The organism is Pseudomonas sp. JL23 (assembly GCF_056933585.1).
In genome coordinates, this window is sequence record NZ_CM167795.1 from 6,043,235 (window position 1) to 6,066,248 (window position 23,014).

Here is a 23,014-nt window from a genome sequence, read left to right on the forward strand (position 1 = left end):
CAGCTTTTTGCAATTGCTCCGGGTAATTCCCGCCGACCTCACCCTCGAGAGCACGACATGCAACCCGACGCCTCACCCGAAAGCGATCTGATCTACGGACTGAACGATCGCCCGAAACCTGCCCCGGCCCTCTTGGCCGCCCTGCAGCATGTGCTCGCCAGTTTCGTCGGCATTATTACCCCGCCCCTGGTGATCGGTTCTGCGCTCGGGCTTGGGGCTTACCTGCCCTACCTGATCAGCATGGCGTTGCTGGTTTCTGGCGTAGGAACGTTCATCCAGGCGCGTCGGCCGTTCGGCATAGGCGCCGGGATGATCTGCCTGCAAGGCACCAGTTTCGCCTTTCTCGGCGCGGTGCTGTCGGCAGGCTTCATGGTCAAGCAGCGCGGCGGCAGCCCGGAAGACATCATGGCGATGATTTTCGGCGTGTGCTTTTTCGGCGCCGTGGTGCAGATCGTCCTCAGCCGCTTCATCGGTCAACTGCAGAAAGTCATCACGCCGTTGGTGACCGGCATTGTGATTACACTGATCGGCGTCAGTCTGATCAAAGTCGGTGTCACCGACCTCGGCGGCGGCTTCAATGCCCCGGATTTCGGCGAGCCGGTCAACCTGGCGCTGGGCGGATTCGTGCTGTTAGTAATCATCTTGCTCAACCGCTCCAATACCCCGTGGATACGTCTGTCGGCGATCATTATCGGCCTGCTGCTGGGCAGCCTGGCGGCCTGGTTCAGCGGCAAGCTGGTGCCGCAGTCCATCAACAGCCTGCCCTTGATCAGCGTGCCGGTGCCGTTCAAGTTCGGCTTCAGTTTTGACTGGGGCGCTTTCCTGCCGGTCGCGCTGATTTATCTGATCAGCACCATCGAAACCGTCGGCGACCTGACCGCCAACTGCATGCTCTCGCGCCAGCCCATCAGCGGCCCGAGCTATATCGACCGGCTCAAGGGCGGCGTGATTGGCGATGGCGTCAGTTGCATGCTCGCCGCCACTTTCAGTGCCTTCCCCAACACCACTTTCGCCCAGAACAATGGAGTGATTCAGCTGACCGGCGTGGCCAGCCGCTATGTCGGCCTCTATATAGGCGCGGTACTGATCATTCTCGGGCTGTTTCCCATGATCGGCGCCATCGTCCAGCAGATTCCCAAACCGGTACTGGGCGGCGCCACCCTGGTGATGTTCGGCAGCGTTGCCGCAGCCGGCGTACGCATCCTGTCCCGGGCACCACTGGACCGGCGCAGCATGCTGATCATCGCCACCTCCTTCGGTGTCGGCCTGGGCATTGCAGCGCAACCGGCCCTGCTGCATCACATGCCCAAACTGGTACAGAATCTGTTCGACTCGGCCATCACCAGCGGCGGCATCACAGCCCTGCTGATGTCGCTACTGCTGCCGAAGGAAAAGTCGACAGTAGCGGAAGAAATTTCCGAGGTTGATGTAAACGCTAAATAACACAAGCAACGCTTGTCGGATTGTTGCGGGTGCGCTATCAGTGCATCCGTCGCACCCTATGATCTGTCCGGAATTGCCCATGACCCTCGAAGTCCCAGCGCACAGCAATCAATCCGCCAAGCCCGCCAGCCGCATTCGTCAAAAGAACGAGCAAGCGATCATAAAAGCTGCTGAAGACGAATTCGCCCGCCATGGTTTCAAAGGCACCAGCATGAACACCATCGCGCAGAACGCCGGGCTGCCGAAGGCCAACCTGCATTACTACTTCACCAACAAGCTCGGGCTGTATATCGCCGTGCTGAGCAACATCATCGAATTGTGGGACAGCACCTTCAACCACCTGAGCGTGGAAGACGATCCGGCTGAAGCCCTGAGCCGCTACATTCGCGCCAAAATGGAATTCTCCCGTCGCCAGCCCCAGGCTTCGCGAATCTTCGCCATGGAGATCATCAGCGGCGGTGAATGCCTGAACGAATATTTCAGCCAGGATTATCGCGCCTGGTTTCAGGGCCGCGCTGCGGTGTTCCAGGGTTGGATCGACGCAGGCAAAATGGACCCGGTCGACCCCGTGCACCTGATCTTCCTGTTGTGGGGCAGCACCCAGCATTATGCTGATTTCGCCACACAGATCTGCCAGGTCACCGGGCGTACGCGCCTGACCAAGCAGGACATGGAAGTGGCAGGCGACAACCTGATCCGTATCATTCTCAAGGGCTGCGGGCTGACACCAACAGCCGCGTAACCCCAGCTGGAAGCGAAGATGCCGTTTACCCTGCTCGGCCCTTGCGAATTTCGTGAAGAAATCCGCAAGAGCCGTTTCATCACCCTGGCCGCGCCGATCAATAGCCCGGCAGACGCCCAGGCCTTTATCGAGCAACACAGTGACCTCGATGCCACGCACAACTGCTGGGCCTGGAAACTGGGCGCGCAATACCGCAGCAACGATGACGGCGAACCGGGCGGTACAGCGGGGCGACCGATTCTGGCAGCCATCGAGGCCCAGGATTTCGATCAGGTGGTGGTGCTGGTCATCCGTTGGTACGGCGGCATTCAACTGGGCACCGGCGGCCTGGCCCGGGCCTATGGCGGTGGCGCGAATAAATGTCTGCAACAGGCCGAGGGCCGCCCGCTGATCAATCGCGTAACGCGGGAGCTGGAATGCAGCTTCAGCGAGCTGGCCCTGGTCAAGCTGCGCGTCGCTGAAATCAATGGCCTGATTCAGGCGGAGAACTTCACTTCCAACGGTGTCGAGCTGTCGATTGCCATTGGCCCGGAGCAGGTCGAAGTCTTGCAACGGCAACTCGCCGATCTGAGCCGCGGCAGGATTATCCTGCACGAATCCACCGCGGACTGAATTGCCCACACCTGCTGTGCACCCGACTGTGGATAAGCTGAGCACATCGGGCTGCAGCCCTTGCCAGGCATGGCTCACCGGACATTGATCACTTTTCGTTCAAATTTCCATACGGACTGATAAACCGCCGTCAAAACAGTGTGTTAAACGCCGTTATTGCCTATAGATCCAAAGCGCAGCCTGCTTATGCCGGGCTTTTGCCCTTGCGCACAATTACTGTGGAGCAACCTGTGGATAACAGGTGCAAGGGTGGCGGCAGCGCTTGAGGTAACTCGCTCGGCTATTGCTGTACATTTTTTGTACAGGCCGATGATCCATCTTGAGTCTTTTGCTGGGGTTTTCGCCCTGATCTGGTGCCTGCCAGGCGCGGTGAAACCGGTGGGACCGGCTTTAGCCGGGAAGACGTATTCCCGGCTAAAGCCGGCCCCACAGGATTGCGCCATAGACGATGCGTTTAAATCAAAAAACCTGACCCACTGGCCAGCTTTTTGCTTTATCCCTGCCGCGACCCATTCACGATCAGAGCCTGTCATGTCAAACCTTGGGACAAACCCGCGCCTGCAACTGCGCAAAATCAGCAAGCAATACCCGGGCTGCCTGGCCAATGACGCCATTGACCTGAGCATCCAGCCCGGTGAGATCCATGCCTTGCTGGGGGAAAACGGGGCGGGCAAGAGCACGTTGATGAAGATTATCTACGGCGTGACTCAACCCGATTCCGGTTCGATCATCTGGCAGGGCAGCGACCTGACCATGCGCAACCCGGCTCAGGCACGCAGCCTGGGTATCGGCATGGTATTTCAGCATTTCTCGTTGTTCGAGACGTTGACTGTAGCGCAGAACATCGCCCTGGCCATGGGCGCCTCAGCAGGTACACCCAAACAGCTGGAACCACGCATCCGCGAGGTCTCCCAGCGTTATGGCATGGCGCTGGAACCCCAACGACTGGTGCATAGCCTGTCGATTGGCGAGCGGCAAAAGGTCGAGATCATTCGCTGCCTGATGCAGAACATCCGCCTGCTGATTCTCGACGAGCCGACTTCGGTGCTGACACCCCAGGAAGCCGAGGAACTGTTCGTCACCCTGCGCCGCCTGGCCCATGAAGGGTGCAGCATTCTGTTTATCAGCCACAAGCTCGGCGAAGTCCGCTCGCTGTGCCACAGCGCCACGGTGTTGCGCGGCGGCAAGGTGTCGGGGCATTGCAGCCCGGCGCAATGCAGCGACCTGGAACTGGCGAGGTTGATGGTCGGCGATGCCGAAGGCCTGGTCGCGCAGTATCCAAAAGTCACCGGCAACACGTCGTTCCTGCGTGTGGAGAAACTCTCCTGGAGCAACCCTGATCCGTTTGGCTGCTCACTGGTGGATATCAACCTGCAGGTGCGCAGCGGCGAAATCGTCGGCATCGCCGGCGTCGCGGGTAATGGTCAGGACGAGCTGCTGGACCTGCTCAGCGGCGAGCAGCCCCTGTCCTCGCGTGACTCAGGGCAGATACGCTTTGCCGACAAACACGTGGCCCACTTGCGCCCGGATGTACGTCGCCGCCTGGGCCTGGCCTTTGTCCCGGCCGAACGCCTGGGTCATGGCGCCGTGCCGGAATTGAGCCTGAGTGATAACGCGCTGCTCACCGCGTTCCAACAGGGCCTGGTCAGTAAGGGTCTGATCCAGCGCGGCAAGGTGCAGGCGTTGGCCGAAGACATCATCCGCCGCTTTGCGGTCAAGACGCCGAACACCCAGACCGCCGCCCGCAGCCTCTCGGGGGGCAACCTGCAGAAATTCATTCTCGGTCGCGAGATCCTGCAAAAACCGAAACTGCTGGTGGCCGCGCACCCGACCTGGGGCGTGGACGTGGGCGCGGCGGCGGCAATTCACCGCGCCTTGATCGCCCTGCGCGATGCCGGGGCGGCGATTCTGGTGATCTCCGAAGACCTGGACGAGCTGTTCCAGATCAGCGACCGCATCGCCGCCCTCAGCAGCGGTCGGCTCTCGGCACTCAAGCCGGTGGAGCAGACCAGCGCCGTGCAGGTCGGTGGCTGGATGGCCGGTCAGTTCGACGACGCGCCCGCCGCCGCTGCCACCCCACTTCCCGCTACCGTCATTAATTAAGGAGCCTGCGATGCTGCTTTCCCTGGAACCGCGCGGGCAACAATCCCGCGCCATGCTGTGGTTCTCGCCCCTGCTGGCTGCCGTGCTGACGCTGCTCTGCGGCTCACTGCTGTTTATGGCCCTGGGCCTGAACCCGCTGAAAACCCTGCATACCCTGTTGATCGCGCCGGTCAGCGACCTCTACGGCCTGTCCGAACTGATGGTCAAGGCGTTGCCGATCCTGCTCTGCGCTCTGGGCCTGGCCGTGGCCTATCAGGCGCGGATCTGGAACATCGGCGCCGAAGGCCAGTTGCTGCTGGGCGCCCTGGCCGGTAGCGCAGTGGCGGTGAATGTCATCGACATCGAGAGCCGCTGGGCGCTGGTACTGATCCTGCTGGTCGGCACCCTCGCGGGCGCGGCGTGGGCCGGGCTTACCGCCTGGCTGCGTACCCACTTCAACGCCAATGAAATCCTTACCAGCATCATGCTCAATTACATCGCCCTGAACCTGCTGCTGTACTTTGTCCACGGCCCGCTCAAGGACCCGGCCGGCATGAACTTCCCCGAATCGGCCATGTTCGGCGACGCCAGCCGCCTGCCGCTATTGATGGAAGACGGACGGATTCATGCCGGGGTGTATTTCGCCCTGCTGGCATTGGTTGCGGTCTGGGTTCTGTTGCAACGCAGTTTTATCGGTTTTCAGATCAAGGTGCTTGGCCTGGACAAGCGCGCAGCGGGTTTTGTCGGCTTTCGCGAGAAGCGGCTGGTCTGGCTGGCACTGCTGATCAGCGGTGCATTGGCGGGGCTTGCCGGGGTCTGCGAAGCCACCGGGCCTATCGGCCAACTGGTGCCGCAGGTGTCACCGGGCTACGGTTATGCGGCGATCACCGTGGCTTTTCTGGGGCGCCTCAATCCACTGGGTATCCTGTTTTCCAGCCTGTTGATGGCCCTGCTCTACCTGGGCGGGGAAAGTGCGCAGATGTCGATGAATCTGCCTCAGGCCATCACCCAACTGTTCCAGGGCATGATGCTGTTCTTCCTGCTGGCCTGTGACGTTTTGATTCTTTACCGCCCACGGCTCAAGGGCCGCTGGGCCAAACGCCAGATGGCGCCAGTCGCAGGAGCCGTGTGATGGATATCGATCTGCTGAGCAATATTTTCTTCGCCATGGTCCGCTGCGGCACGCCCCTCTTGTTGGTGGCGCTGGGCGAACTGATCTCCGAAAAAAGCGGCGTCCTCAACCTCGGCCAGGAAGGCATGATGCTGTTTGGCGCGGTGATCGGTTTTATCGTCGCCTTCAGCACCGGCAACCTGTGGCTGGGCGTGTTGCTGGCGATGTGCGCCGGGGTGCTGCTGTCGGCGCTGTTTGCGCTCGTTGCCTTGGTCTTCAACGCCAATCAGGTCGCTACGGGGCTGGCCCTGACCATCTTTGGCGTGGGCCTTTCGACCTTCGTTGGCGCGGCCTGGGTCGGCAAGCCGCTGCAAGGTTTCGAGCCGGTTGTCATACCCTTTCTCAGCCATATTCCGCTGATCGGGCGCATGCTGTTTGCCCAGGACATTCTGGTCTACCTGTCCTTCGCCTTGTTTGCCTTGGTCGCCTGGGCGCTGCTCAAGAGCCGAATCGGCCTGATCATTCAGGCCGTCGGCGAAAACCCCGACGCCGCCAGTGCCATGGGCCTGCCGGTGCTGCGAGTCAGAACCCTGGCGGTGCTGTTCGGTGGCGCCATGGCCGGATTGGCCGGGGCCTATCTGTCCCTGGCCTACACGCCGATGTGGGCGGAAAACATGAGCGCCGGCCGCGGCTGGATCGCCCTGGCTCTGGTGGTATTCGCCAGCTGGCGGGTATGGCGCCTGCTGCTGGGCGCCTACCTGTTCGGCCTGGCCAGTATCCTGCACCTGGTGGCGCAGGGTATCGGCCTGGCGATCCCGTCCAATCTGCTGGCGATGCTGCCTTACGTGGCGACTATCGTGGTGTTGGTGCTGCTGTCACGGGATGCGCTGCGCACACGGTTGTATGCGCCGGTTTCGCTGGGGCAGCCTTGGCAGGCGGGGCATTGATGGTGTGATTCTTGTGGGACCGGCTTTAGCCGGGAATACGCCTTCCCGGCTAAAGCCGGTCCCACAGAAAAAACACACTCATTCAATAGGTGCTCGCACCGGCCACAACTGCACCACCGCCCAGGCCAGCTCCAGCACCAGAAAACCCACCAGCAACGTCGTCGCCCCATGCATCAGGGCATAGCCCTGCCAAGCAGCAAACAGCAATCGCCCGAACGCGTCATAACGCCCGAATTGCACCTGTGGATCACGAATCCGCAGCACCGCCCACACGCAGACAATCGACCCGAGCTGGTTGGCCATCAGCATATGGGTGGCTTCGAACGATGGCAGTTCACCGGGCAGATTCAAGGCCTGGCTCAACGTCGCTAGAAAGCCGTGCAACGCCATGAAACTCCACGGCGTAGTGAAGGCGGCGGTGACGATCAGGTCGTACCAGCCACTGGCTCTTACCACTCGACGGTAGTGCTCGGGTTGCCACATAACGCACTCCTGCGGATTTAAAGTTTCAAGAGGCTAAAGCCTGGAGTACGCTCCAGGGTCAAGCACCGAGGACTGAATCCATGCGCATTGGTGAATTGACCCAGGCCGCCGCCGTCAGCCGCGATACCCTGCGCTTCTACGAGCAACGCGGGCTGATCGCTGCGCAACGCAGTGCCAATGGCTATCGTCATTACCCGGTAGAAATGGTGCAACTGGTGCAGTTCATCAAGACTGCACAGCGCCTGGGTTTCAGCCTGAACGAAATCGGCCAGAGTGTTGCCGAACTATGGAATGCACCGTCGCCGGATCTGGCGATTGCGCAACTGCTCGAGGACAAACTGGTCCTGATCGAAACCCGCATCGCCGAACTTGGCCAATTGCGCACAGAGATCCGCCAGCGCCTGGGCCAGAGTTGCCCGCTCAGTCCTTGACTACCCTTTTTGCCCCTCAGGAGAAATTGCATGTCTGCCAATAAAACCGCACTGATCATCGGTGCCTCTCGGGGCCTGGGCCTCGGCTTGGTCCAGCGTCTGACCGAACAGGGCTGGACGGTCACCGCGACAGTGCGCGACCCGCAAAAAGCCAACGATCTCAAAACCGTGCCCGGCGTACGTATCGAAACCCTGGACATGGACAGCATCGCGTCATTGGATGCTTTGAAGCAGAGCCTGCAAGGCCAAATCTTCGACGTGCTGTTTGTCAACGCCGGGCTGATGCTTCCCCGGCCGCAAAGCGCCGAACTGACTTCGGCCGCCGAACTCGGCCAACTGTTCCTCACCAACGCTATCGCGCCGATTCGCCTGGCCGAACGCTTCGTCCAACAGATCCGTCCGGGCACTGGCGTACTGGCTTTCATGAGTTCCCGGTATGGCAGCGTCACCTGCCCGGATGGCGCAGACGCCGCACTGTATAAAGCCAGCAAGGCCGCACTTAACTCCATGACCAACACCTTCGTCACACAATTGGGCGAACAGCGCCCGACCGTGCTGTCGATGCATCCGGGGTGGGTAAAAACCGCCATGGGCGGCGACAACGCACCACTGGATGTCGAGACCAGCACTCGCGGCCTGGTGGAGCAGCTCAATGCCTATGCGGGCCAGGGCGGGCATCATTTCATTGATTATCGGGGGGAGGTGATTGCTTGGTGAGGAAATATAATCCTCAGTTTCAATTGGAATAGAAATATATGTGGGAGCCGGGCTTGCCCGCGAACGCAATATTCCAGACATACATAATGTATTGGATGTACCTACTTCTTCGCGGGCAAGCCTCGCTCCCACCCGTTTCATGCTCTCTGTCGAAATGCTTACAGGAAGAAAAAGATGGAAGAAGCATCGTCATTCTCAAGCGTCTGGGACGCTTTACTCCACCAGGACGCCGCCCGCTTCAAGGTCCGTTCGGCCCTGATGATCGAGCTCAACGAATCCATCAAGCAATGGCCCGGCAGCGACACCGTCAAAGCCGCTCGACTGGGCATTACTTTGTGGGAGCCGGCTTGCTGGCGATCGAGTGCGAAGCGCTCGCAACAGTCCACGAACTTCATCGACTGAACGGACGCCATCGCCACCAAGGCGGCTCCCACAAAGTCAACGCGCACTTGCCCACGCGCCGTCCAACCCCCTAGAATCGCGCCCTCGCCCATGCTGCCCAAGCAGCGGCGACCCTGGATCAGCAGACAGGGCATCACTGAGCTGGCAAACCTGAACCCACTTTCAGAGGAGCCGGCCCATGCCCGCGATCCGTATCTGGTTGAAAAATCCACTCGCCATCTTTACCGCCAATGACCTCGACGCCCGAGGCGGGCTGGTGATCGAAGACGGCGTCATCGTTGAAGTCCTCGGCCTCGACCAGCAACCTGCCGTGCCCTGCGATCAGTTCTTTGACGCCCGCGAGCATGTGCTGCTGCCGGGCCTGATCAATACCCATCATCACTTCTATCAGACCCTGACCCGGGCCTGGGCGCCGGTGGTCAATCAGCCGCTGTTTCCCTGGCTGAAGACCCTCTACCCGGTGTGGGCGCGCCTGACCCCGGAGAAACTGGCCCTGGCCAGTAAAGTGGCGCTGACCGAGCTGTTGTTGTCGGGCTGTACCACGGCGGCGGATCATCACTATCTGTTCCCTGATGGCCTGGAAAACGCCATTGATATCCAGGTGCAAAGCGTACGCGAACTGGGCATGCGCGCCATGCTCACCCGCGGCTCCATGAGCCTGGGCGAAGCCGATGGTGGCTTGCCGCCGCAGCAGACGGTGCAGCAGGGCGAGGTGATTCTTGCCGACAGTCAGCGCTTGATCGAGACCTATCACGAACGTGGTAACGGTGCGCGAATCCAGATCGCCCTGGCACCCTGCTCACCGTTCTCGGTGACGCCGCAGATCATGAGCGAGAGCGCCGCCCTGGCGGAAAAACTCGATGTGCGCCTGCATACCCATCTGGCCGAAACCCTTGATGAAGAGGATTTCTGCCTGCAACGCTTCGGCCTGCGCACCGTCGACTATCTGGACAGCGTCGGCTGGCTCGGCCCACGCACCTGGCTGGCCCATGGCATTCACTTCAATCCGGATGAGATCCAGCGTCTCGGCGCTGCGGGCACCGGCATCTGCCATTGCCCGAGCTCGAACATGCGCCTGGCCTCTGGCATCTGCCCGACGCTGGATCTGCTCGAAGCCGGCGCGCCATTAGGCCTGGGCGTCGACGGCTCGGCCTCCAACGACGCCTCGAACATGATCCTCGAAGCCCGCCAAGCCCTGTACCTGCAACGCCTGCGTTATGGCGCGCAACGCATCACCCCGGAAAAAGTCCTGGGCTGGGCAACCAAGGGCTCGGCGCAGTTGCTCGGGCGCACCGACATCGGCGAATTGGCGGTGGGCAAGCAGGCTGACCTGGCGCTGTTCAAACTCGATGAACTGCGCTTCTCCGGCAGCCACGACCCGCTGTCAGCCCTGCTGCTGTGCGGCGCCGACCGTGCCGACCGGGTCATGATCGGCGGCCAGTGGCGGGTGATCGACGGGCAGGTGGAAGGTCTGGACCTCAAGGGTTTGATCGCCGACCACCGCCAGGCCGCCGCGCAATTGATCGCAGGCTGATTGGCAGCGCCGGGCTGTGACTGAGTCGATAGCGAGACACAAGGCCGATCCGCTAGAGTGATCGGCCTCTTCTGCCACCTATCGAGCCCTTGTGACTACACCTACCCCCACGGATGAAGGTAAAAGCCTGGGCCGCCTGCTGCTGGAGTTGCTGTGGCAGCTCATTGTGCTGCTGGTGCCGGTATTTCTGGTCACGATCCTGCCGCCCTTTGCCGCGTTGCTGGTGGTGCTGGCCTGTGCCGGGGCCATGTGGCTGGCGGCTAAACTGGGCTCGCCAGACAGTGGCCGGTTTATCGCCCGCTTGATGTGCGGCGCAGCGTTCGGTCTGGGTTTCAGTGTCGGCCGGGCATTGCCGGGCTATTGGGGCATTTTAGCGGCGATGCTCACCATGGCCGCAGGCCTGGCCTGCGTGGCCATGTGGGAAAAACGCCTGGGCCTGGCCAAAGCGGAGCCCGTCAAATCCTCCGGCGGCGGCAGTGCCTGGGGCGGCGATGAGCCGAGCGTTACCCCCGAAGGTCAGCCGATCCGCACTTTCAACCATAGCGAAATCGCCATGGGCGGGCCGACTTACTGCGATTACCTGTTCAGCGACGGCGTGTTGCTGCAAGGCCTTGGCTCGTCGGCGCGCTTCTCCAGCGACGGCCGTTATTTCGCCGCGCCTATCCCCTCGCGCAGCAGCTGGAAGCTGATGATCTTCGACCGCACGGCGCGGCGCATTTATATCTGCGACAACGACCAGTTCTGGGAACTGGATGAATTCGACGAGCAGGGCCTCAGTGGCCGGGTCAGCCCGCTGGTGGAAAACAGCCCGCGCAAAACGCCTCTGGAAGAACTGCTGCAAGGCGCCGAGGCCGTGGACCTGATCGCCATCGGCGACCTGTGGCTGGAGCCCGGCAGCTGGCAGGAGCAGATGGCCAGGGAGCATGTCGAATATCCGCCACCCCGTGGCGAGCTGAAAGTCGAAGGACATATCTTCCTGCCGCCCGACCTGCGCGCGTTGCCAGACCCCGTCGCCCCCCTGCGCTACCCCGAGTACCGCCTGGGCATTGATGGCGTGCCGAGCCCGATGTTGGTCCGCGCCGACTCGCCACTAATCTGGCACCCGGACGGCAGCCAATTCGCCTGCATCGCCCACAGCGACGAAGCGGACAGCGGCGGCTACTGGCTATTTGGCAACGACCAGGGCTGGCGCAAGCTGCCCGATGCCTGGATCAAGCACGATAACGAACCCTCGCTGAACTGGCATGAGCCCCTGGCACTGGACGATCAGCACCTGTGGATCGACGCCTACCTCGACTACCCGCAACCGGACAACGGCCGCTATGGCTACGGCCTGTACAGCATCCACAGCGATACCGAGACTGAAATCGGTCATACACCCCGTGGGCAGGTAGTGGTGGGCGAACGGCCATTGACCCACGTGCGCCTGGCCATGCCCTTGCACGCAAGGCTCGAGCGCGGCGGCAGTCGGGTCGAATCCCTGCCGTTAAAGAGTCAGCAGCGCGCCTGGCTCGAATGGCAGTCCGACAATAGCGAAGGCGTGGGCGCCTATTGCTGTCGCATCGGCGACTGGCAGTTGCCGGGGTTATGGCTGCTCGATCATCGGGTCAGTGATTGCGGCGGCTTCCTTGCGCTGCTGCCATTCAGCGAACCGCCAGCGGTGACCGGGCATGCCGTGGTGGTGGATCTGCATGCGCGGACCCTGCTGCAAAGTGCGCCGCTGTTGGTCGCCCGGATACTGGATTTTCGCGCGGGCAAACTGACCGTTGCGGCAATACGCGGACGCCTCAGCCGCGACTGCGCCACCTCTCCCCTGCGCCGTTTCGATCAGCCTGCACCTGACGCAGCCAACGCCGCCGGGTTCTGCCGCTATCGGGATGACTCACAGCTGTACTACCAGAGTGTGGAGTTGCAGGTCGAGGCCGGTTATCTGCGTCAGTTGCCGCCATGGCGCAGGGTCGAACAGCCTCAGGCGGCGGTGGCTGATGGCGATTTTGTCCAGGTGGCGCCGGGTAATCGCGACGCGGCCTGGCTGTTCGGCTGCGAAACCGAGTACGCCACCAGTTGGCTGCGCGCCCAGTCATTGCGCCTGAACGGTTTTCTGCTGACTGCTTCGGGCTGTGCAGTGCAAGGGCTGTCGCCGTCCATGGCCTGGTCCCCGGCCGGGCGCTACCTGGCCCTGACCAGTTTTATCCCGGATAACTACGACCCCTACACCCTTGGCCAGGACACCTGGCGCCTGCTGCTCCTCGACGTGCAGGAACGCAGCCTGCGCTACTACCCCAGCTATCTCGATTCGCGCCCGGAGTTCCTCGGTTTCGATCACGACAAATTGCGCATCAAGCTCTTTGAACAGGACTGGGAACCCGTAGACCAGCCCGATCCGTTCCGGACCCTGACCATCACCCTCGACGAATTACTGGCCCTGGACAGCGTGGCGCTGGTTGCGCAGAACGGCATCTGGCTGCAACACACCCATGTGCATTGGGAGCCGTTGTGGCAGGCGTTGGATGCGGCGGCGTTGGCGCCGTGGCGCAGCCAATGAATTGAAATGCGGGAACCAATGTGGGACCGGCTTTAGCCGGGAATACGCCTTCCCGGCTAAAGCCGGTCCCACAGAACAGGCAATCAGAGCCCGATCAACGACAACATGATAAAGGTCGCAAACAGCACAAAATGGGTCATACCTTCGATGGCATTGGTCTGCCCGTCATTGAGGTTGATCGCGCTGACCAGCAGGGTGACGAAGATCATCACGGTCTGCACCGGGGTCATGGCCATCTGGAAGGGCTGGCCGGTGTAGAGGGCCATGGCTTCCATCACCGGCACCGTCAGGATCACCGTCGACAGCGAAGCGCCGAGGGCAATATTGACCACCGATTGCATGCGGTTGGCCAGGGCTGCGCGCAGTGCGGTAAGGATCTCCGGGGCAGCGGAAATGGTCGCGACCAGCACCGCCGTCAGCACCGGCGGAGCGCCGCTGCCTTCCAGGCCCAGGTCGATGGTCTTGGCCATGACCTCGGCCAGAGCGCCGATCACTACGATACCCAGCACCAGCATGCCGATGGACAGCTTGAGGTTGATCGCTTCCTCGTCATGCCCCGACTGTTCGCCGTGGTGCTTCTGCGGGTAGCTGTAGCTGAAAAAATAACTGTGCGGGCCGACCTGCATGCGCAGGAACACCGTATACAGCAGCACCATGGCGCCGATGGTGAACATCGAATACAGCTTCCACTTGGCCTCGGGCACAAACTCCGGTACCACCATGGACACCGCCACTGCCGTCAGGATCATCACGCTGTAGGTGCGCGCCGAGTCGTCGTTGTACGGTTGCTCACCGTGCTTGAAGCCGCCCATCAGTGCCGCCAGGCCGAGGATGCCGTTGATATCGAGCATGACCGCCGAATAGATGGTGTCGCGCACCAGGGTCGGCGAGGCCTCGTTGCTCATCATGATCGCCAAGATCACTACTTCCACCAACACCGCTGACAGGGTCAGGATCATGGTGCCGTAGGGATCGCCGAATTTTTCCGCCAGCAACTCGGCATGGTGAGCCACACGCATCGATGCGCAGATGATCGCAACCACCAGGATCAGTCCCGAAATCAGGGCGACACCCTGGCCGTGGGACAACAAGGTGTGTTCGAGAGGGTATGCGACGAAGGCGGTGACAATCGCCAACAGCAGAAACTTTTCTTGCTTGAGTAGAGAGCCCATTGCCTGCCTTTTCCGGTCCATGTGTTGTACATCCAGCGCCTGTAGAGCGCAGGGTAGTCTAAAGGTTTCAAACGTCGGTAATGCTGCACCAGTTCACAGCAGGAACACCCGGGCATGCACTGTCCGGTGTCGCGGACCGATCGCTGTAAGGAGCGGCAGAGCGTCAAACTCCATTACTTGTCCTGTTGGTCAGTTTTTTGCATTGGTTGCACAGCCCGATTTGCCGGTGCCGCCAACCCGATACCAACAAGACCAGAAGGAGCTCGACCCGATGCATTCCACCTCTCACCCACGTCGTCCGCTGAAGAAGCTGTTGTGTGCAATGGCTGCCGTGATCGGCCTGGGTTCCAGCCTGATGGCTGTTGCCGCCGATCCGCTGAAAGTCGGCTTCGTCTACATCGGCCCTATCGGTGACCACGGCTGGACCTACCAGCATGAGCAGGGTCGCAAGGCCATGGCCGCCGCCCTGGGCGACAAGGTGACCACCAACTATGTCGAGAACGTGCCCGAGGGTGCCGATGCCGAGCGGGTAATCCGCAATATGGCCAAGGACGGCTACAACCTGGTCTTCACCACCTCGTTCGGCTACATGAACCCGACACTGAAAGTCGCCAAGCAATTCCCCAAGGTGACCTTCGAACACGCCACGGGCTACAAGCAGGACAAGAACCTCGGTACTTACCTGGCCAAGACCTATGAAGGTCGCTACGTCGGCGGCTTCCTCGCAGCAAAGATGACCAAGACCAAGAAGATCGGCTACGTCGCTTCTTTCCCGATCCCGGAAGTGATCCGCGACATCGACGCAATCCAGCTGGCCCTGAACAAGTACAACCCCGGAACCGAAATCAAGGTGGTCTGGGTCAACTCCTGGTTCGATCCGGGCAAGGAAGCCGACGCCGCCAACGCACTGATCGACCAGGGCGTGGACGTGATCTTCCAGCACACCGACAGCCCGGCACCGATCCAGACCGCTGAACGCCGTGGCGTCTATTCCGTGGGCTACGCCTCGGACATGGCGCACTTCGGGCCCAAGTCGGTACTGACGTCCATCGTCAACAACTGGGGCCCGCATTACATCAAGGCGACCCAGAGCGTGATCGACGGCACCTGGAAATCCCAGGATTTCTGGGGCGGCCTAAGCGACGGCACGGTCGAACTGCCGATCAGCGACGTCGTGCCTGCTGACGTGAAGAGCGAAGCCGAGAAAATCATCGCCAGCATCAAAAGTGGCGAAATGCACCCCTTCACCGGCCCGATCAAGGACCAGACCGGCGCTGTGAAAATCCCGGCGGGAACGACGGCAACCAATGCTGAACTGGCTTCGATGAATTATTACGTCGAAGGCATCACCGCAGATCTGCCGAAGTAAACAGAACTCCGTTGGAGCAAGGCTTGCCCGCGAACAGGATCTTTCTGCCACAGACAATGTGTTGGATCGACTGGCATATTCGCGGGCAAGCCTCGCTCCCACAAAGGCATCACTGCAGATCTGCCGAAGTAGATAAAGGCACTCTTCGTGTTTCATCTGTGGGACCGGTTTTAGCCGGGAAGGCTTATTCCCGGCTAACGCCGGTCCCACATCAGCCCCGAAAATGAACGAGCGCAGCATGAACCAACTCCCCATCATCGACATTACCCCGCTCTACAGCACGGACAAGCAGGCCTGGCAAAGCGTCGCCGGGCAAATCGACAGTGCCTGTCGCGAGTGGGGCTTTTTCTATATCAAGGGTCATCCGATCAGTGCCGAGCGCATTGAGGCCGTGCAAAGCCAGGCGCGCGCATTCTTTGCTCAGGCGCCTGCGCAAAAGCTCAAGATCGATATCACCCAGAGTCGCCACCATCGCGGATACGGCGCCGTCGCTACCGAACAGCTGGACCCCAGCCTGCCCAGCGACCTGAAAGAAACCTTCGACATGGGCCTGCACCTGCCCGCCGATCACCCCGACGTGATCGCCGGCAAACCTCTGCGCGGGCCTAATCGACATCCCGAACTGCCCGGCTGGCAGGCCCTGATGGAGCAGCATTATCAGGACATGCAGGCCCTGGCCCAGACGCTGCTGCGGTCCATGACCCTGGCTTTGGGCATCGAACGCGACTTCTTCGACCAACGTTTCAAAGACCCGGTCAGCGTCCTGCGCATGATTCACTACCCGCCCCGCGCTACCGCCAGCTCGGCCGAGCAGCAAGGCGCCGGTGCCCATACCGATTACGGCTGCGTGACCCTGCTTTATCAGGATGCCGCCGGTGGCCTGCAAGTGCGCGATGTGCGTGGGCAATGGATCGACGCGCCACCGATTGCCGGGACCTTCGTGGTCAATATCGGCGACATGATGGCGCGCTGGAGCAACGATCGTTATGTCTCAACGCCACACCGGGTGATCAGCCCCTTGGGCATGGATCGCTACTCGATGCCGTTCTTCGCCGAACCCCATCCCGATACGCTGATCGAATGCCTGCCGGGCTGCCAGAGCGAAAGTCATCCGGCCCGCTATCCTGTGACCACCTGCGCTGAATTCCTGCTGTCGCGCTTCGCCGATACCTACGCCTATCGACGCGAGCAAGAGGCCGAAGTCTGAACCGTCCGGTCAGGTTTCATGCGCTCGCGCACGGCACTCTGTAGAATGCCGAACACTGCACCTGATGAGAAAACTTACATGTACGACTGGTTGAATGCCCTGCCCAAGGCCGAATTGCACCTGCATCTGGAAGGCTCACTGGAGCCCGAGCTGCTGTTTGCCCTGGCCGAGCGCAACAAGATCGCCCTGCCCTGGAGCGACGTTGAGACCCTGCGTCGGGCCTATGCCTTCAATAACCTGCAAGAGTTTCTCGACCTGTATTACCAGGGCGCGGATGTCCTGCGCACCGAGCAGGACTTCTACGACCTGACCTGGGCCTATCTGCAACGCTGCAAGGCACAGAACGTCATTCACACCGAGCCGTTCTTCGACCCGCAGACCCACACCGACCGTGGCATTCCCTTCGAGGTTGTACTCAATGGCATTTCCCGTGCCCTGGCCGATGGCCGTGAGCAACTGGGTATCGGCAGCGGCCTGATCCTCAGCTTCCTGCGCCACCTGAGCGAAGAAGAAGCCGAGAAAACCCTGGACCAGGCCCTGCCGTTCCGCGACGCCTTTGTCGCCGTGGGCCTGGACAGCTCGGAGATGGGCCACCCGCCGAGCAAATTCCAGCGAGTCTTCGACCGCGCTCGCGACGAAGGCTTCCTCACCGTGGCCCACGCCGGAGAAGAAGGCCCGCCGGAGTACATCTGGCAAGCCCTGGACCTGCTCAAGATCCAGCGCATCGACCATGGCGTGCGCGCTATTGAAGACGAGCGTCTGATGCAGCGGATCATCGACGAGCAGATCCCGCTGACCGTCTGCCCGCTGTCCAATACCAAGCTCTGTGTGTTCGACGACATGGCCCGGCACAACATCCTCGACATGCTCGAGCGTGGGGTGAAGGTCACGGTGAACTCGGATGATCCGGCCTACTTCGGCGGCTATGTCACCGAGAACTTCCATGCCCTGCACACCCACCTGGGCATGACTCAGGATCAGGCCCGGCGCCTGGCCCAGAACAGCCTGGACGCGCGCCTGGTCAAGCCCTGAGTACGCGCCTCGGCTCAGGCCGCCGAGGCGATCTTGCTGATTTCCCGCTGGCCACTGGAAGACACCTGCAACTGCCCAAAATCTTCCGTGGCCCGCAGCCAGCCCATCTGCATGAACAGCTGCAACAATCCGGCACCCAGGGCGCCCCCCAGGTGCAGGCCGATATCGTTGGCTTCAGGGCAGACGCACACGGTTTCCACCTTGCGGTGGGCCAGCGCCGGAATGTAAATCCCGCGCTCGGCAAAGCGCGCAACGCCGATGCTGGTGACGCCCAGCCCGGATTCCTGTTGCTCGATCCAGCCTGCGCCCAACAGGCGCTGATACAACTCCATCGCCATCTCACCGCCCAAATGATCACAGCACACGCCGACGCGCCGCAGTGGCAAGGGCGGTAATGGGTGGGCGACACTGCGGCTGATCTGATCGGCCCGCACCAGCGAAGCACTGGCCAGGGCCTCCACGGCCGCACCGACTTCCGGTGCCGCCAGACGGAAGAAACGCTTGCGCCCGCGAGCTTCCTGCTTGAGCAGACCGCCCGATGCCAGGCGCGCCAGATGAGCACCCGCCGATGCCGTGGAGAGTCCCGCCAGCAAGGCCAGTTCGTCAGAGGGTCGTGCAGTGCCATCCATCAACGCCCAGATCATCGCACTGCGCTTGGGGTCAGCCAGCAGCGTCGCGATCTGGCTGATGCCAGGTGCATATTCCATGTATTCACTCCCTGTTGAATCAATCGTCCCAGTGCAATGACTAGCGCGCGCGTAAGCGGGCGGTCATGCATTGATCGAGCTGGACTCCAGCTCAGCCAGCCTATCGACGAGCCATTGGGGCAAGCGGACTGGCTAATGTGGATCCAATTTTAGGCGGCCAGTATAAGCTTTGCGCCCTTTGGTTCCCGGATAAACAAATAGACGAAACGACGCTGCGAGTCGGCGCAATGAATAAATTCCGGCGGCCCGACCTTCGCTCCTTAGCTCGCGCCAATAGGGCTTGAGTCAGGCGAAACCGCGCTATTTGCTGCCTTGACGCCCACCCCAGAAAAAACTCAGTCAGCGAGAAGGAGAGCGCCTGCCGACGAAAAACCGAAAACAACGGATTAAAGTCGACAAAACCGCACATCAAGCGTGCCTTTTCGTCATCAATAAAGACGCTTTTGCAGGTGTTTTTCCGACGTATCTGTAGGCTGATTCTTCAACACAATCCCTGCAAATACTCAGCTTTCCTTGTGAATCCGACCGGGATAATCGCGCGCCACTACCTCGCAGCGCGTCTTCAACAGGTCCCGCAAGGCATTGACCGGCTGACTCAACTGAGCACGATGGGCACAAAGGATATTCAGCGGCGAGCGCTCGCCCTGTAGCTGCGGCAAGACTATTTTCAAGCGTCCGGCCTGTACGTCCGCCGCCACATCGAGCCACGACTTGTAAGCCAGCCCCTCCCCCGCCACCGCCCAGCGCCGGACCACGTCGGCATCGTCACTGAAGCGATTGCCTTGCACCGACAGGCCTACCTCACGTTTGCCGTCATGGAACAACCAGTGGTCATGCACCCGATTACCGAGGCGGTACAGCAAGCAGTTGTGCTGCGCCAGTTGCTCCAGGTGCTGCGGCTCACCGTGCCGGGCCAGATAGTCGGGCGAGGCACACAGCACCCGGCGATTGTCCGGTGCCACTGGCAAGGCCACCAGGCTTGAGTCTTCCGGCTCGCCGTAGCGCAGGGCGATATCCACCGGCTGGCGGAACAGGTCGGCATTCTGGTCGCCCAACAGCAGACGCACGCTCAGTTGCGGATACTGCTGCTGAAACTCATCTAGCCAAGGCAGCAGTACATTGCGCCCGAAATCCGAAGGCGCCGAGAGTTGCAACACCCCCTGATACTGATCTTGATTGCTGGCCAGCAGACGTCGGCCTTCGTCGAGGCTGCCCAGGGACGCACGGGCATACTGCAGAAAGCCTTCGCCTTCGACAGTAAGGCGCAGGCTGCGAGTGGAACGGGTCAGCAGGCGCGAGCCCAGTTGCTGCTCCAGGCGCTTGAGCGCGGCACTGGCCACGGCCGGCGACAGGTCCATGACCCGCGCAGCGGCGGACAGACTGCCCAGGTCCGCCGCCCGTACGAACAATTGCAAATCATCAAAACGCAGCATGGGTCAGCCGATTATCAAAAAAGCATTGAAAGAGCCTGCCGTTTTAGCCGGTTTTATCTGCCAGAGAAATAGCTAATCATGCTGTCCATCGAATCCCATGTCTTTGTGCCTCAGGAGTTCATATGTCCCAGCCTCTCGTTGTCATTGCCACCCTCATCGCCAAGCCAGGTCAGGCCGCTGCGCTGCAGAAACACCTGGAAACCCTGGTCCAGGCGACACGCCAGGAGCCCGGTTGCATTACCTACGAACTGCATCAGGACCTGGAAAGCGCCGAAGGCTTCTATATGTTCGAGCGCTGGGTCGATGCTGCGGCTCTGCAAAGCCATGACGGTACTGAACATATCCAGGCCTTCCGCACCGCCGCAGGCGACCTGCTCGCTCACTTCGAAATCAAGCGCCTGAACCTCGTCGCCTGATCGCCCGACACCATTGAATTCAGAGGAACCGTCATGAAAGCCGTTGCCTATTACAACGCCCTGCCCATCAGCGACAGCGCCGCGCTGCAAGATATCGAACTGCCCGAGCCCGTCGCCGGCCCCCGTGACCTGCTGGTAGAGGTCAAGGCCATCTCCGTCAACCCGGTCGACACCAAGATCCGCAAGAACGTGCAGCCCGAAGGCGGCCAGGCCAAGGTGCTGGGCTGGGACGTCGCCGGGATCGTCAAGGCGGTGGGTAGCGAAGTCAGTCTGTTCCAGCCGGGCGACAAGGTGTTTTACGCCGGTTCCCTGACCCGCCCCGGCGCCAACAGCGAGCTGCATGTGGTGGACGAACGCATCGTCGGCCATATGCCCAAGTCCCTGAGCTTCGCCCACGCCGCCGCCCTGCCGCTGACGGCGATCACTGCCTGGGAATTGCTGTTCGAGCGCCTGCAGGTTGCCGAGGGTGATGTCGATCAGGCGCAGAGCCTGATGATCGTCGGCGCGGCAGGTGGCGTCGGTTCGATCCTGACCCAACTGGCCCGGCAGCTGACTGCATTGAAAGTCATCGGCACCGCTTCACGCCCGGAAACCGCCGCCTGGGTACGCGAACTGGGCGCCCACGAGGTCCTCGATCACAGCAAACCACTGTGCGAAGAACTCAAGCGCAGCGGCCTGAGCCACGTCACCCACGTCGCCAGCCTGACCAACACTCAGGATCACCTCGACCAACTGGTCGAAGCCCTCAAGCCCCAGGGCAAGCTCGGCCTGATCGATGACCCGGACGCTCTGGACGTGCGCAAGCTCAAGCGCAAGAGCCTGTCGCTGCACTGGGAGTTCATGTACACCCGTTCGATGTTCGAGACCGACGACATGATCGAGCAACACAACCTGCTCAACCGGGTTGCAGAATTGATCGATGCGGGCGTGCTCAAGACCACATTCGGTGAGCACTTCGGCACCATCAACGCCGAAAACCTGCGCCGCGCCCATACCTTGCTGGAGAGCGGCAAGGCCAAGGGCAAGATTGTGCTCGAAGGCTTCTAAGGCAGTTTTGTGGGACCGGCTTTAGCCGGGAAGACATTAAGACAAACGCTGGAAATGTATCGATCTTACCTATGCCTTCCCGGCTAAAGCCGGTCCCACTTTAGTTAACGCGGCGCCTTTACAACGTCACCTCTGCCACCTTCTCATCCCGCCTGCCCTGCAAGCGCCGGGTCAACACGCTGATGGTCACGGTCAGCACGCCGCACAGGCTGATAACCATGGCCATGGGTACCGCCGTACCGTCGTGCAGCACGCCGACCAACGCCGCCGCCCCCGCCGCCACACTGAACTGCAGACAACCGAGCAAGGCCGAAGCGCTGCCCGCGCGTTTGCCCTGGCCGTTCATGGCGCAGGCCGAAGAGTTGGGGATGATGCAGCCCAGGCTGGCGATGCAGATAAACAACGGCACCAGCAGCGGCCACAACGATTGCGTATGCACACTCGCCACGGCCCACAACGCCAGCGCCGCCAGCACATAGACCCACACTGCACGGGATAACAGCAACGCCGGGCCACGCTTGCCCAGCAGCCGCGCATTGACCTGGGCCACCAGAATGAAGCCCGCCGCATTGCTGCCGAAGAACCAGCCGTAATGCTCAGGCGGCACGCCGTACAGCTTGATAAAGACAAAAGGCGAGCCAGCGATGTAGGAGAACATTCCGGCAATGGCGATCCCGCCGGTCAGGGCATGGCCGAGGAAAATCCGGTCACTGAGCAACTGCTTATACTGCCCCAACGCGCCCGACAGAGGCTGGCGCGGGTGACTGGCCGGCATGCTCTCCGGCAGCCCCAGGGCCACCGCCAGCAGGCACAGGGCGCTGAAACCGGTCAGGGACAGGAAGATCATCTGCCAGCCATAACTGTTGACCAGCACACCACCCAGCATCGGTGCCAGGATCGGCGCCAGGCCCATCACCAGCATCAACTGGGAGAACACTTTGGCCGACTGCACGGCATCGCATTTGTCGCTGACAATCGCCCGGGACAACACCATGCCGGCGCATCCACCCAGCGCCTGAACGAAACGCGCAGCGATCAGCCAGTCCAGATTCGGCGCAAAGGCACAGCCCAGGGACGCCAGGGTAAACAGCGTAACCCCCACCAATAAAGGTACCCGTCGCCCGAAGCGATCCGCCACCGGCCCATAGGCCAATTGCCCCAGAGACAAACCAAGAAAGTACGACGCCAGGGTCAACTGCACATGTTTTTCATCGGTGCCAAAGGCCAGGGCCATAGCCGGAAAACCGGGCAGGTAGAAATCGATGGCCAAAGGGCCGAAGGCGCTCAGGGCACCAAGGATCAGGATCGTTCGCAGGTTCATCGGGTATCCAGGACAGTCTTTGCGGGCAGTTGGATAGTTTAATGCCCTGGAGAGTTGTTTCCGGGAATTTCTTGAAAATTAATTAGCCAGCTATCCAAAACTCACAGCGGACAGCTGTCAAGATCGGCGCAAACTATGTGTGCGAATTCATTCGCGAAGAAGGGACTCAAGACGATGAAATCCATCGAATGCACCGGCTCTTTCGGGAATGAATTCGCTCCCACCAATTCTAGCCAACATGTTGGCTCCTACCGAATTGAC

At 61.1% G+C, this 23,014-nt stretch carries 21 protein-coding genes; 16 read left to right on the forward strand and 5 right to left on the reverse strand.

All coding sequences use genetic code 11. The features are described from left to right. Nucleotides 1-57 precede the first annotated feature (57 nt). From AC1Z24_RS27850 to AC1Z24_RS27875, 6 genes are all read left to right on the forward strand, one after another. Complete coding sequence (locus AC1Z24_RS27850; protein WP_483743549.1) at nucleotides 58-1,443, forward strand: uracil-xanthine permease family protein; 1,386 nt, start codon at nucleotides 58-60, stop codon at nucleotides 1,441-1,443. Nucleotides 1,444-1,522: 79 nt separating this feature from the next. Beyond that, the gene (locus AC1Z24_RS27855; RefSeq protein ID WP_259110996.1) at nucleotides 1,523-2,185 is read left to right on the forward strand and encodes a TetR/AcrR family transcriptional regulator; all 663 of its coding nucleotides are present in this window, start codon (nucleotides 1,523-1,525) and stop codon (nucleotides 2,183-2,185) included. 18 nt (nucleotides 2,186-2,203) lie between these two features. After that, nucleotides 2,204-2,797 carry an IMPACT family protein gene (locus tag AC1Z24_RS27860; protein WP_483743550.1) on the forward strand — a complete coding sequence of 198 codons (594 nt, stop codon included), beginning with the start codon at nucleotides 2,204-2,206 and terminating at the stop codon, nucleotides 2,795-2,797. Nucleotides 2,798-3,328: 531 nt separating this feature from the next. Next, nucleotides 3,329-4,900, forward strand: coding sequence for an ABC transporter ATP-binding protein (locus tag AC1Z24_RS27865; protein WP_483743551.1), 1,572 nt, complete (start codon nucleotides 3,329-3,331; stop codon nucleotides 4,898-4,900). 10 nt (nucleotides 4,901-4,910) lie between these two features. Continuing rightward, nucleotides 4,911-6,011: an ABC transporter permease gene (locus tag AC1Z24_RS27870; protein WP_483743552.1), complete on the forward strand. Its 1,101-nt coding sequence runs from the start codon at nucleotides 4,911-4,913 to the stop codon at nucleotides 6,009-6,011. Beyond that, complete coding sequence (locus AC1Z24_RS27875) at nucleotides 6,011-6,937, forward strand: ABC transporter permease (RefSeq protein ID WP_483743553.1); 927 nt, start codon at nucleotides 6,011-6,013, stop codon at nucleotides 6,935-6,937. The genes AC1Z24_RS27870 and AC1Z24_RS27875 overlap by 1 nt, the downstream gene beginning before the upstream one ends. Nucleotides 6,938-7,015: 78 nt before the next feature. Here AC1Z24_RS27875 and AC1Z24_RS27880 read toward each other — a convergent pair whose 3' ends face one another. After that, on the reverse strand, nucleotides 7,016-7,420 hold the full coding sequence (locus AC1Z24_RS27880) for a hypothetical protein (RefSeq protein WP_483743554.1): 405 nt from the start codon (nucleotides 7,418-7,420) through the stop codon (nucleotides 7,016-7,018). Nucleotides 7,421-7,500: 80 nt separating this feature from the next. Between AC1Z24_RS27880 and AC1Z24_RS27885 the strand changes: the two genes are divergently transcribed. The 5 genes from AC1Z24_RS27885 (at nucleotide 7,501) to AC1Z24_RS27905 (ending at nucleotide 13,049) form a co-directional block, all read left to right on the forward strand. Continuing rightward, on the forward strand, nucleotides 7,501-7,851 hold the full coding sequence (locus tag AC1Z24_RS27885; protein ID WP_483743555.1) for a MerR family transcriptional regulator: 351 nt from the start codon (nucleotides 7,501-7,503) through the stop codon (nucleotides 7,849-7,851). A gap of 30 nt (nucleotides 7,852-7,881) precedes the next feature. Next, nucleotides 7,882-8,568: an SDR family oxidoreductase gene (locus AC1Z24_RS27890; RefSeq protein ID WP_483743556.1), complete on the forward strand. Its 687-nt coding sequence runs from the start codon at nucleotides 7,882-7,884 to the stop codon at nucleotides 8,566-8,568. A 174-nt stretch (nucleotides 8,569-8,742) separates the two neighbouring features. After that, entirely contained in the window at nucleotides 8,743-8,970 is a 228-nt protein-coding gene (locus AC1Z24_RS27895; protein WP_483743557.1) for a hypothetical protein, read from the forward strand. Between the two features lie 178 nt (nucleotides 8,971-9,148). After that, entirely contained in the window at nucleotides 9,149-10,504 is a 1,356-nt protein-coding gene (locus tag AC1Z24_RS27900; RefSeq protein WP_483743558.1) for an 8-oxoguanine deaminase, read from the forward strand. Between the two features lie 91 nt (nucleotides 10,505-10,595). Then, a complete protein-coding gene (locus AC1Z24_RS27905; protein WP_483743559.1) occupies nucleotides 10,596-13,049 on the forward strand; it encodes a hypothetical protein in 2,454 nt (817 codons plus the stop codon). An 83-nt stretch (nucleotides 13,050-13,132) separates the two neighbouring features. Here the strand turns inward: AC1Z24_RS27905 and AC1Z24_RS27910 are convergent, their stop codons facing one another. After that, complete coding sequence (locus AC1Z24_RS27910) at nucleotides 13,133-14,221, reverse strand: calcium:cation antiporter (RefSeq protein WP_483743560.1); 1,089 nt, start codon at nucleotides 14,219-14,221, stop codon at nucleotides 13,133-13,135. Nucleotides 14,222-14,492: 271 nt separating this feature from the next. On the opposite strand from AC1Z24_RS27910, the gene AC1Z24_RS27915 reads away from it, so the two are divergent. The 3 genes from AC1Z24_RS27915 (at nucleotide 14,493) to AC1Z24_RS27925 (ending at nucleotide 17,829) form a co-directional block, all read left to right on the forward strand. Then, on the forward strand, nucleotides 14,493-15,590 hold the full coding sequence (locus AC1Z24_RS27915; protein WP_483743561.1) for a BMP family ABC transporter substrate-binding protein: 1,098 nt from the start codon (nucleotides 14,493-14,495) through the stop codon (nucleotides 15,588-15,590). A gap of 238 nt (nucleotides 15,591-15,828) precedes the next feature. Then, nucleotides 15,829-16,797 carry an isopenicillin N synthase family dioxygenase gene (locus tag AC1Z24_RS27920; RefSeq protein WP_483743562.1) on the forward strand — a complete coding sequence of 323 codons (969 nt, stop codon included), beginning with the start codon at nucleotides 15,829-15,831 and terminating at the stop codon, nucleotides 16,795-16,797. A gap of 78 nt (nucleotides 16,798-16,875) precedes the next feature. Next, nucleotides 16,876-17,829: an adenosine deaminase gene (locus AC1Z24_RS27925; protein WP_483743563.1), complete on the forward strand. Its 954-nt coding sequence runs from the start codon at nucleotides 16,876-16,878 to the stop codon at nucleotides 17,827-17,829. Between the two features lie 14 nt (nucleotides 17,830-17,843). On the opposite strand, the gene AC1Z24_RS27930 is transcribed toward AC1Z24_RS27925, so the two are convergent. Both AC1Z24_RS27930 and AC1Z24_RS27935 read right to left on the reverse strand, forming a co-directional pair. After that, on the reverse strand, nucleotides 17,844-18,536 hold the full coding sequence (locus tag AC1Z24_RS27930; RefSeq protein WP_483743564.1) for an ArsR/SmtB family transcription factor: 693 nt from the start codon (nucleotides 18,534-18,536) through the stop codon (nucleotides 17,844-17,846). Between the two features lie 503 nt (nucleotides 18,537-19,039). Continuing rightward, on the reverse strand, nucleotides 19,040-19,969 hold the full coding sequence (locus AC1Z24_RS27935) for a LysR family transcriptional regulator (protein ID WP_483743565.1): 930 nt from the start codon (nucleotides 19,967-19,969) through the stop codon (nucleotides 19,040-19,042). A gap of 122 nt (nucleotides 19,970-20,091) precedes the next feature. Here AC1Z24_RS27935 and AC1Z24_RS27940 point away from each other — a divergent pair, with 122 nt between their 5' ends. Both AC1Z24_RS27940 and AC1Z24_RS27945 read left to right on the forward strand, forming a co-directional pair. Then, a complete protein-coding gene (locus AC1Z24_RS27940; RefSeq protein ID WP_483743566.1) occupies nucleotides 20,092-20,385 on the forward strand; it encodes a putative quinol monooxygenase in 294 nt (97 codons plus the stop codon). A gap of 33 nt (nucleotides 20,386-20,418) precedes the next feature. Then, complete coding sequence (locus tag AC1Z24_RS27945; RefSeq protein ID WP_483743567.1) at nucleotides 20,419-21,432, forward strand: zinc-binding alcohol dehydrogenase family protein; 1,014 nt, start codon at nucleotides 20,419-20,421, stop codon at nucleotides 21,430-21,432. Nucleotides 21,433-21,550: 118 nt separating this feature from the next. On the opposite strand, the gene AC1Z24_RS27950 is transcribed toward AC1Z24_RS27945, so the two are convergent. Continuing rightward, complete coding sequence (locus AC1Z24_RS27950; RefSeq protein ID WP_483743568.1) at nucleotides 21,551-22,753, reverse strand: multidrug effflux MFS transporter; 1,203 nt, start codon at nucleotides 22,751-22,753, stop codon at nucleotides 21,551-21,553. Between the last annotated feature and the right edge of the window lie 261 nt (nucleotides 22,754-23,014).

Coding starts and splice junctions, on each gene's coding strand:
- AC1Z24_RS27850 (WP_483743549.1), top strand. CDS start 58: ATGCAACCCGACGCCTCACCCGAAAGCGATCTGATCTACGGACTGAAC.
- AC1Z24_RS27855 (WP_259110996.1), top strand. CDS start 1,523: ATGACCCTCGAAGTCCCAGCGCACAGCAATCAATCCGCCAAGCCCGCC.
- AC1Z24_RS27860 (WP_483743550.1), top strand. CDS start 2,204: ATGCCGTTTACCCTGCTCGGCCCTTGCGAATTTCGTGAAGAAATCCGC.
- AC1Z24_RS27865 (WP_483743551.1), top strand. CDS start 3,329: ATGTCAAACCTTGGGACAAACCCGCGCCTGCAACTGCGCAAAATCAGC.
- AC1Z24_RS27870 (WP_483743552.1), top strand. CDS start 4,911: ATGCTGCTTTCCCTGGAACCGCGCGGGCAACAATCCCGCGCCATGCTG.
- AC1Z24_RS27875 (WP_483743553.1), top strand. CDS start 6,011: ATGGATATCGATCTGCTGAGCAATATTTTCTTCGCCATGGTCCGCTGC.
- AC1Z24_RS27880 (WP_483743554.1), bottom strand. CDS start 7,420: ATGTGGCAACCCGAGCACTACCGTCGAGTGGTAAGAGCCAGTGGCTGG.
- AC1Z24_RS27885 (WP_483743555.1), top strand. CDS start 7,501: ATGCGCATTGGTGAATTGACCCAGGCCGCCGCCGTCAGCCGCGATACC.
- AC1Z24_RS27890 (WP_483743556.1), top strand. CDS start 7,882: ATGTCTGCCAATAAAACCGCACTGATCATCGGTGCCTCTCGGGGCCTG.
- AC1Z24_RS27895 (WP_483743557.1), top strand. CDS start 8,743: ATGGAAGAAGCATCGTCATTCTCAAGCGTCTGGGACGCTTTACTCCAC.
- AC1Z24_RS27900 (WP_483743558.1), top strand. CDS start 9,149: ATGCCCGCGATCCGTATCTGGTTGAAAAATCCACTCGCCATCTTTACC.
- AC1Z24_RS27910 (WP_483743560.1), bottom strand. CDS start 14,221: ATGGGCTCTCTACTCAAGCAAGAAAAGTTTCTGCTGTTGGCGATTGTC.
- AC1Z24_RS27915 (WP_483743561.1), top strand. CDS start 14,493: ATGCATTCCACCTCTCACCCACGTCGTCCGCTGAAGAAGCTGTTGTGT.
- AC1Z24_RS27920 (WP_483743562.1), top strand. CDS start 15,829: ATGAACCAACTCCCCATCATCGACATTACCCCGCTCTACAGCACGGAC.
- AC1Z24_RS27925 (WP_483743563.1), top strand. CDS start 16,876: ATGTACGACTGGTTGAATGCCCTGCCCAAGGCCGAATTGCACCTGCAT.
- AC1Z24_RS27930 (WP_483743564.1), bottom strand. CDS start 18,536: ATGGAATATGCACCTGGCATCAGCCAGATCGCGACGCTGCTGGCTGAC.
- AC1Z24_RS27935 (WP_483743565.1), bottom strand. CDS start 19,969: ATGCTGCGTTTTGATGATTTGCAATTGTTCGTACGGGCGGCGGACCTG.
- AC1Z24_RS27940 (WP_483743566.1), top strand. CDS start 20,092: ATGTCCCAGCCTCTCGTTGTCATTGCCACCCTCATCGCCAAGCCAGGT.
- AC1Z24_RS27945 (WP_483743567.1), top strand. CDS start 20,419: ATGAAAGCCGTTGCCTATTACAACGCCCTGCCCATCAGCGACAGCGCC.
- AC1Z24_RS27950 (WP_483743568.1), bottom strand. CDS start 22,753: ATGAACCTGCGAACGATCCTGATCCTTGGTGCCCTGAGCGCCTTCGGC.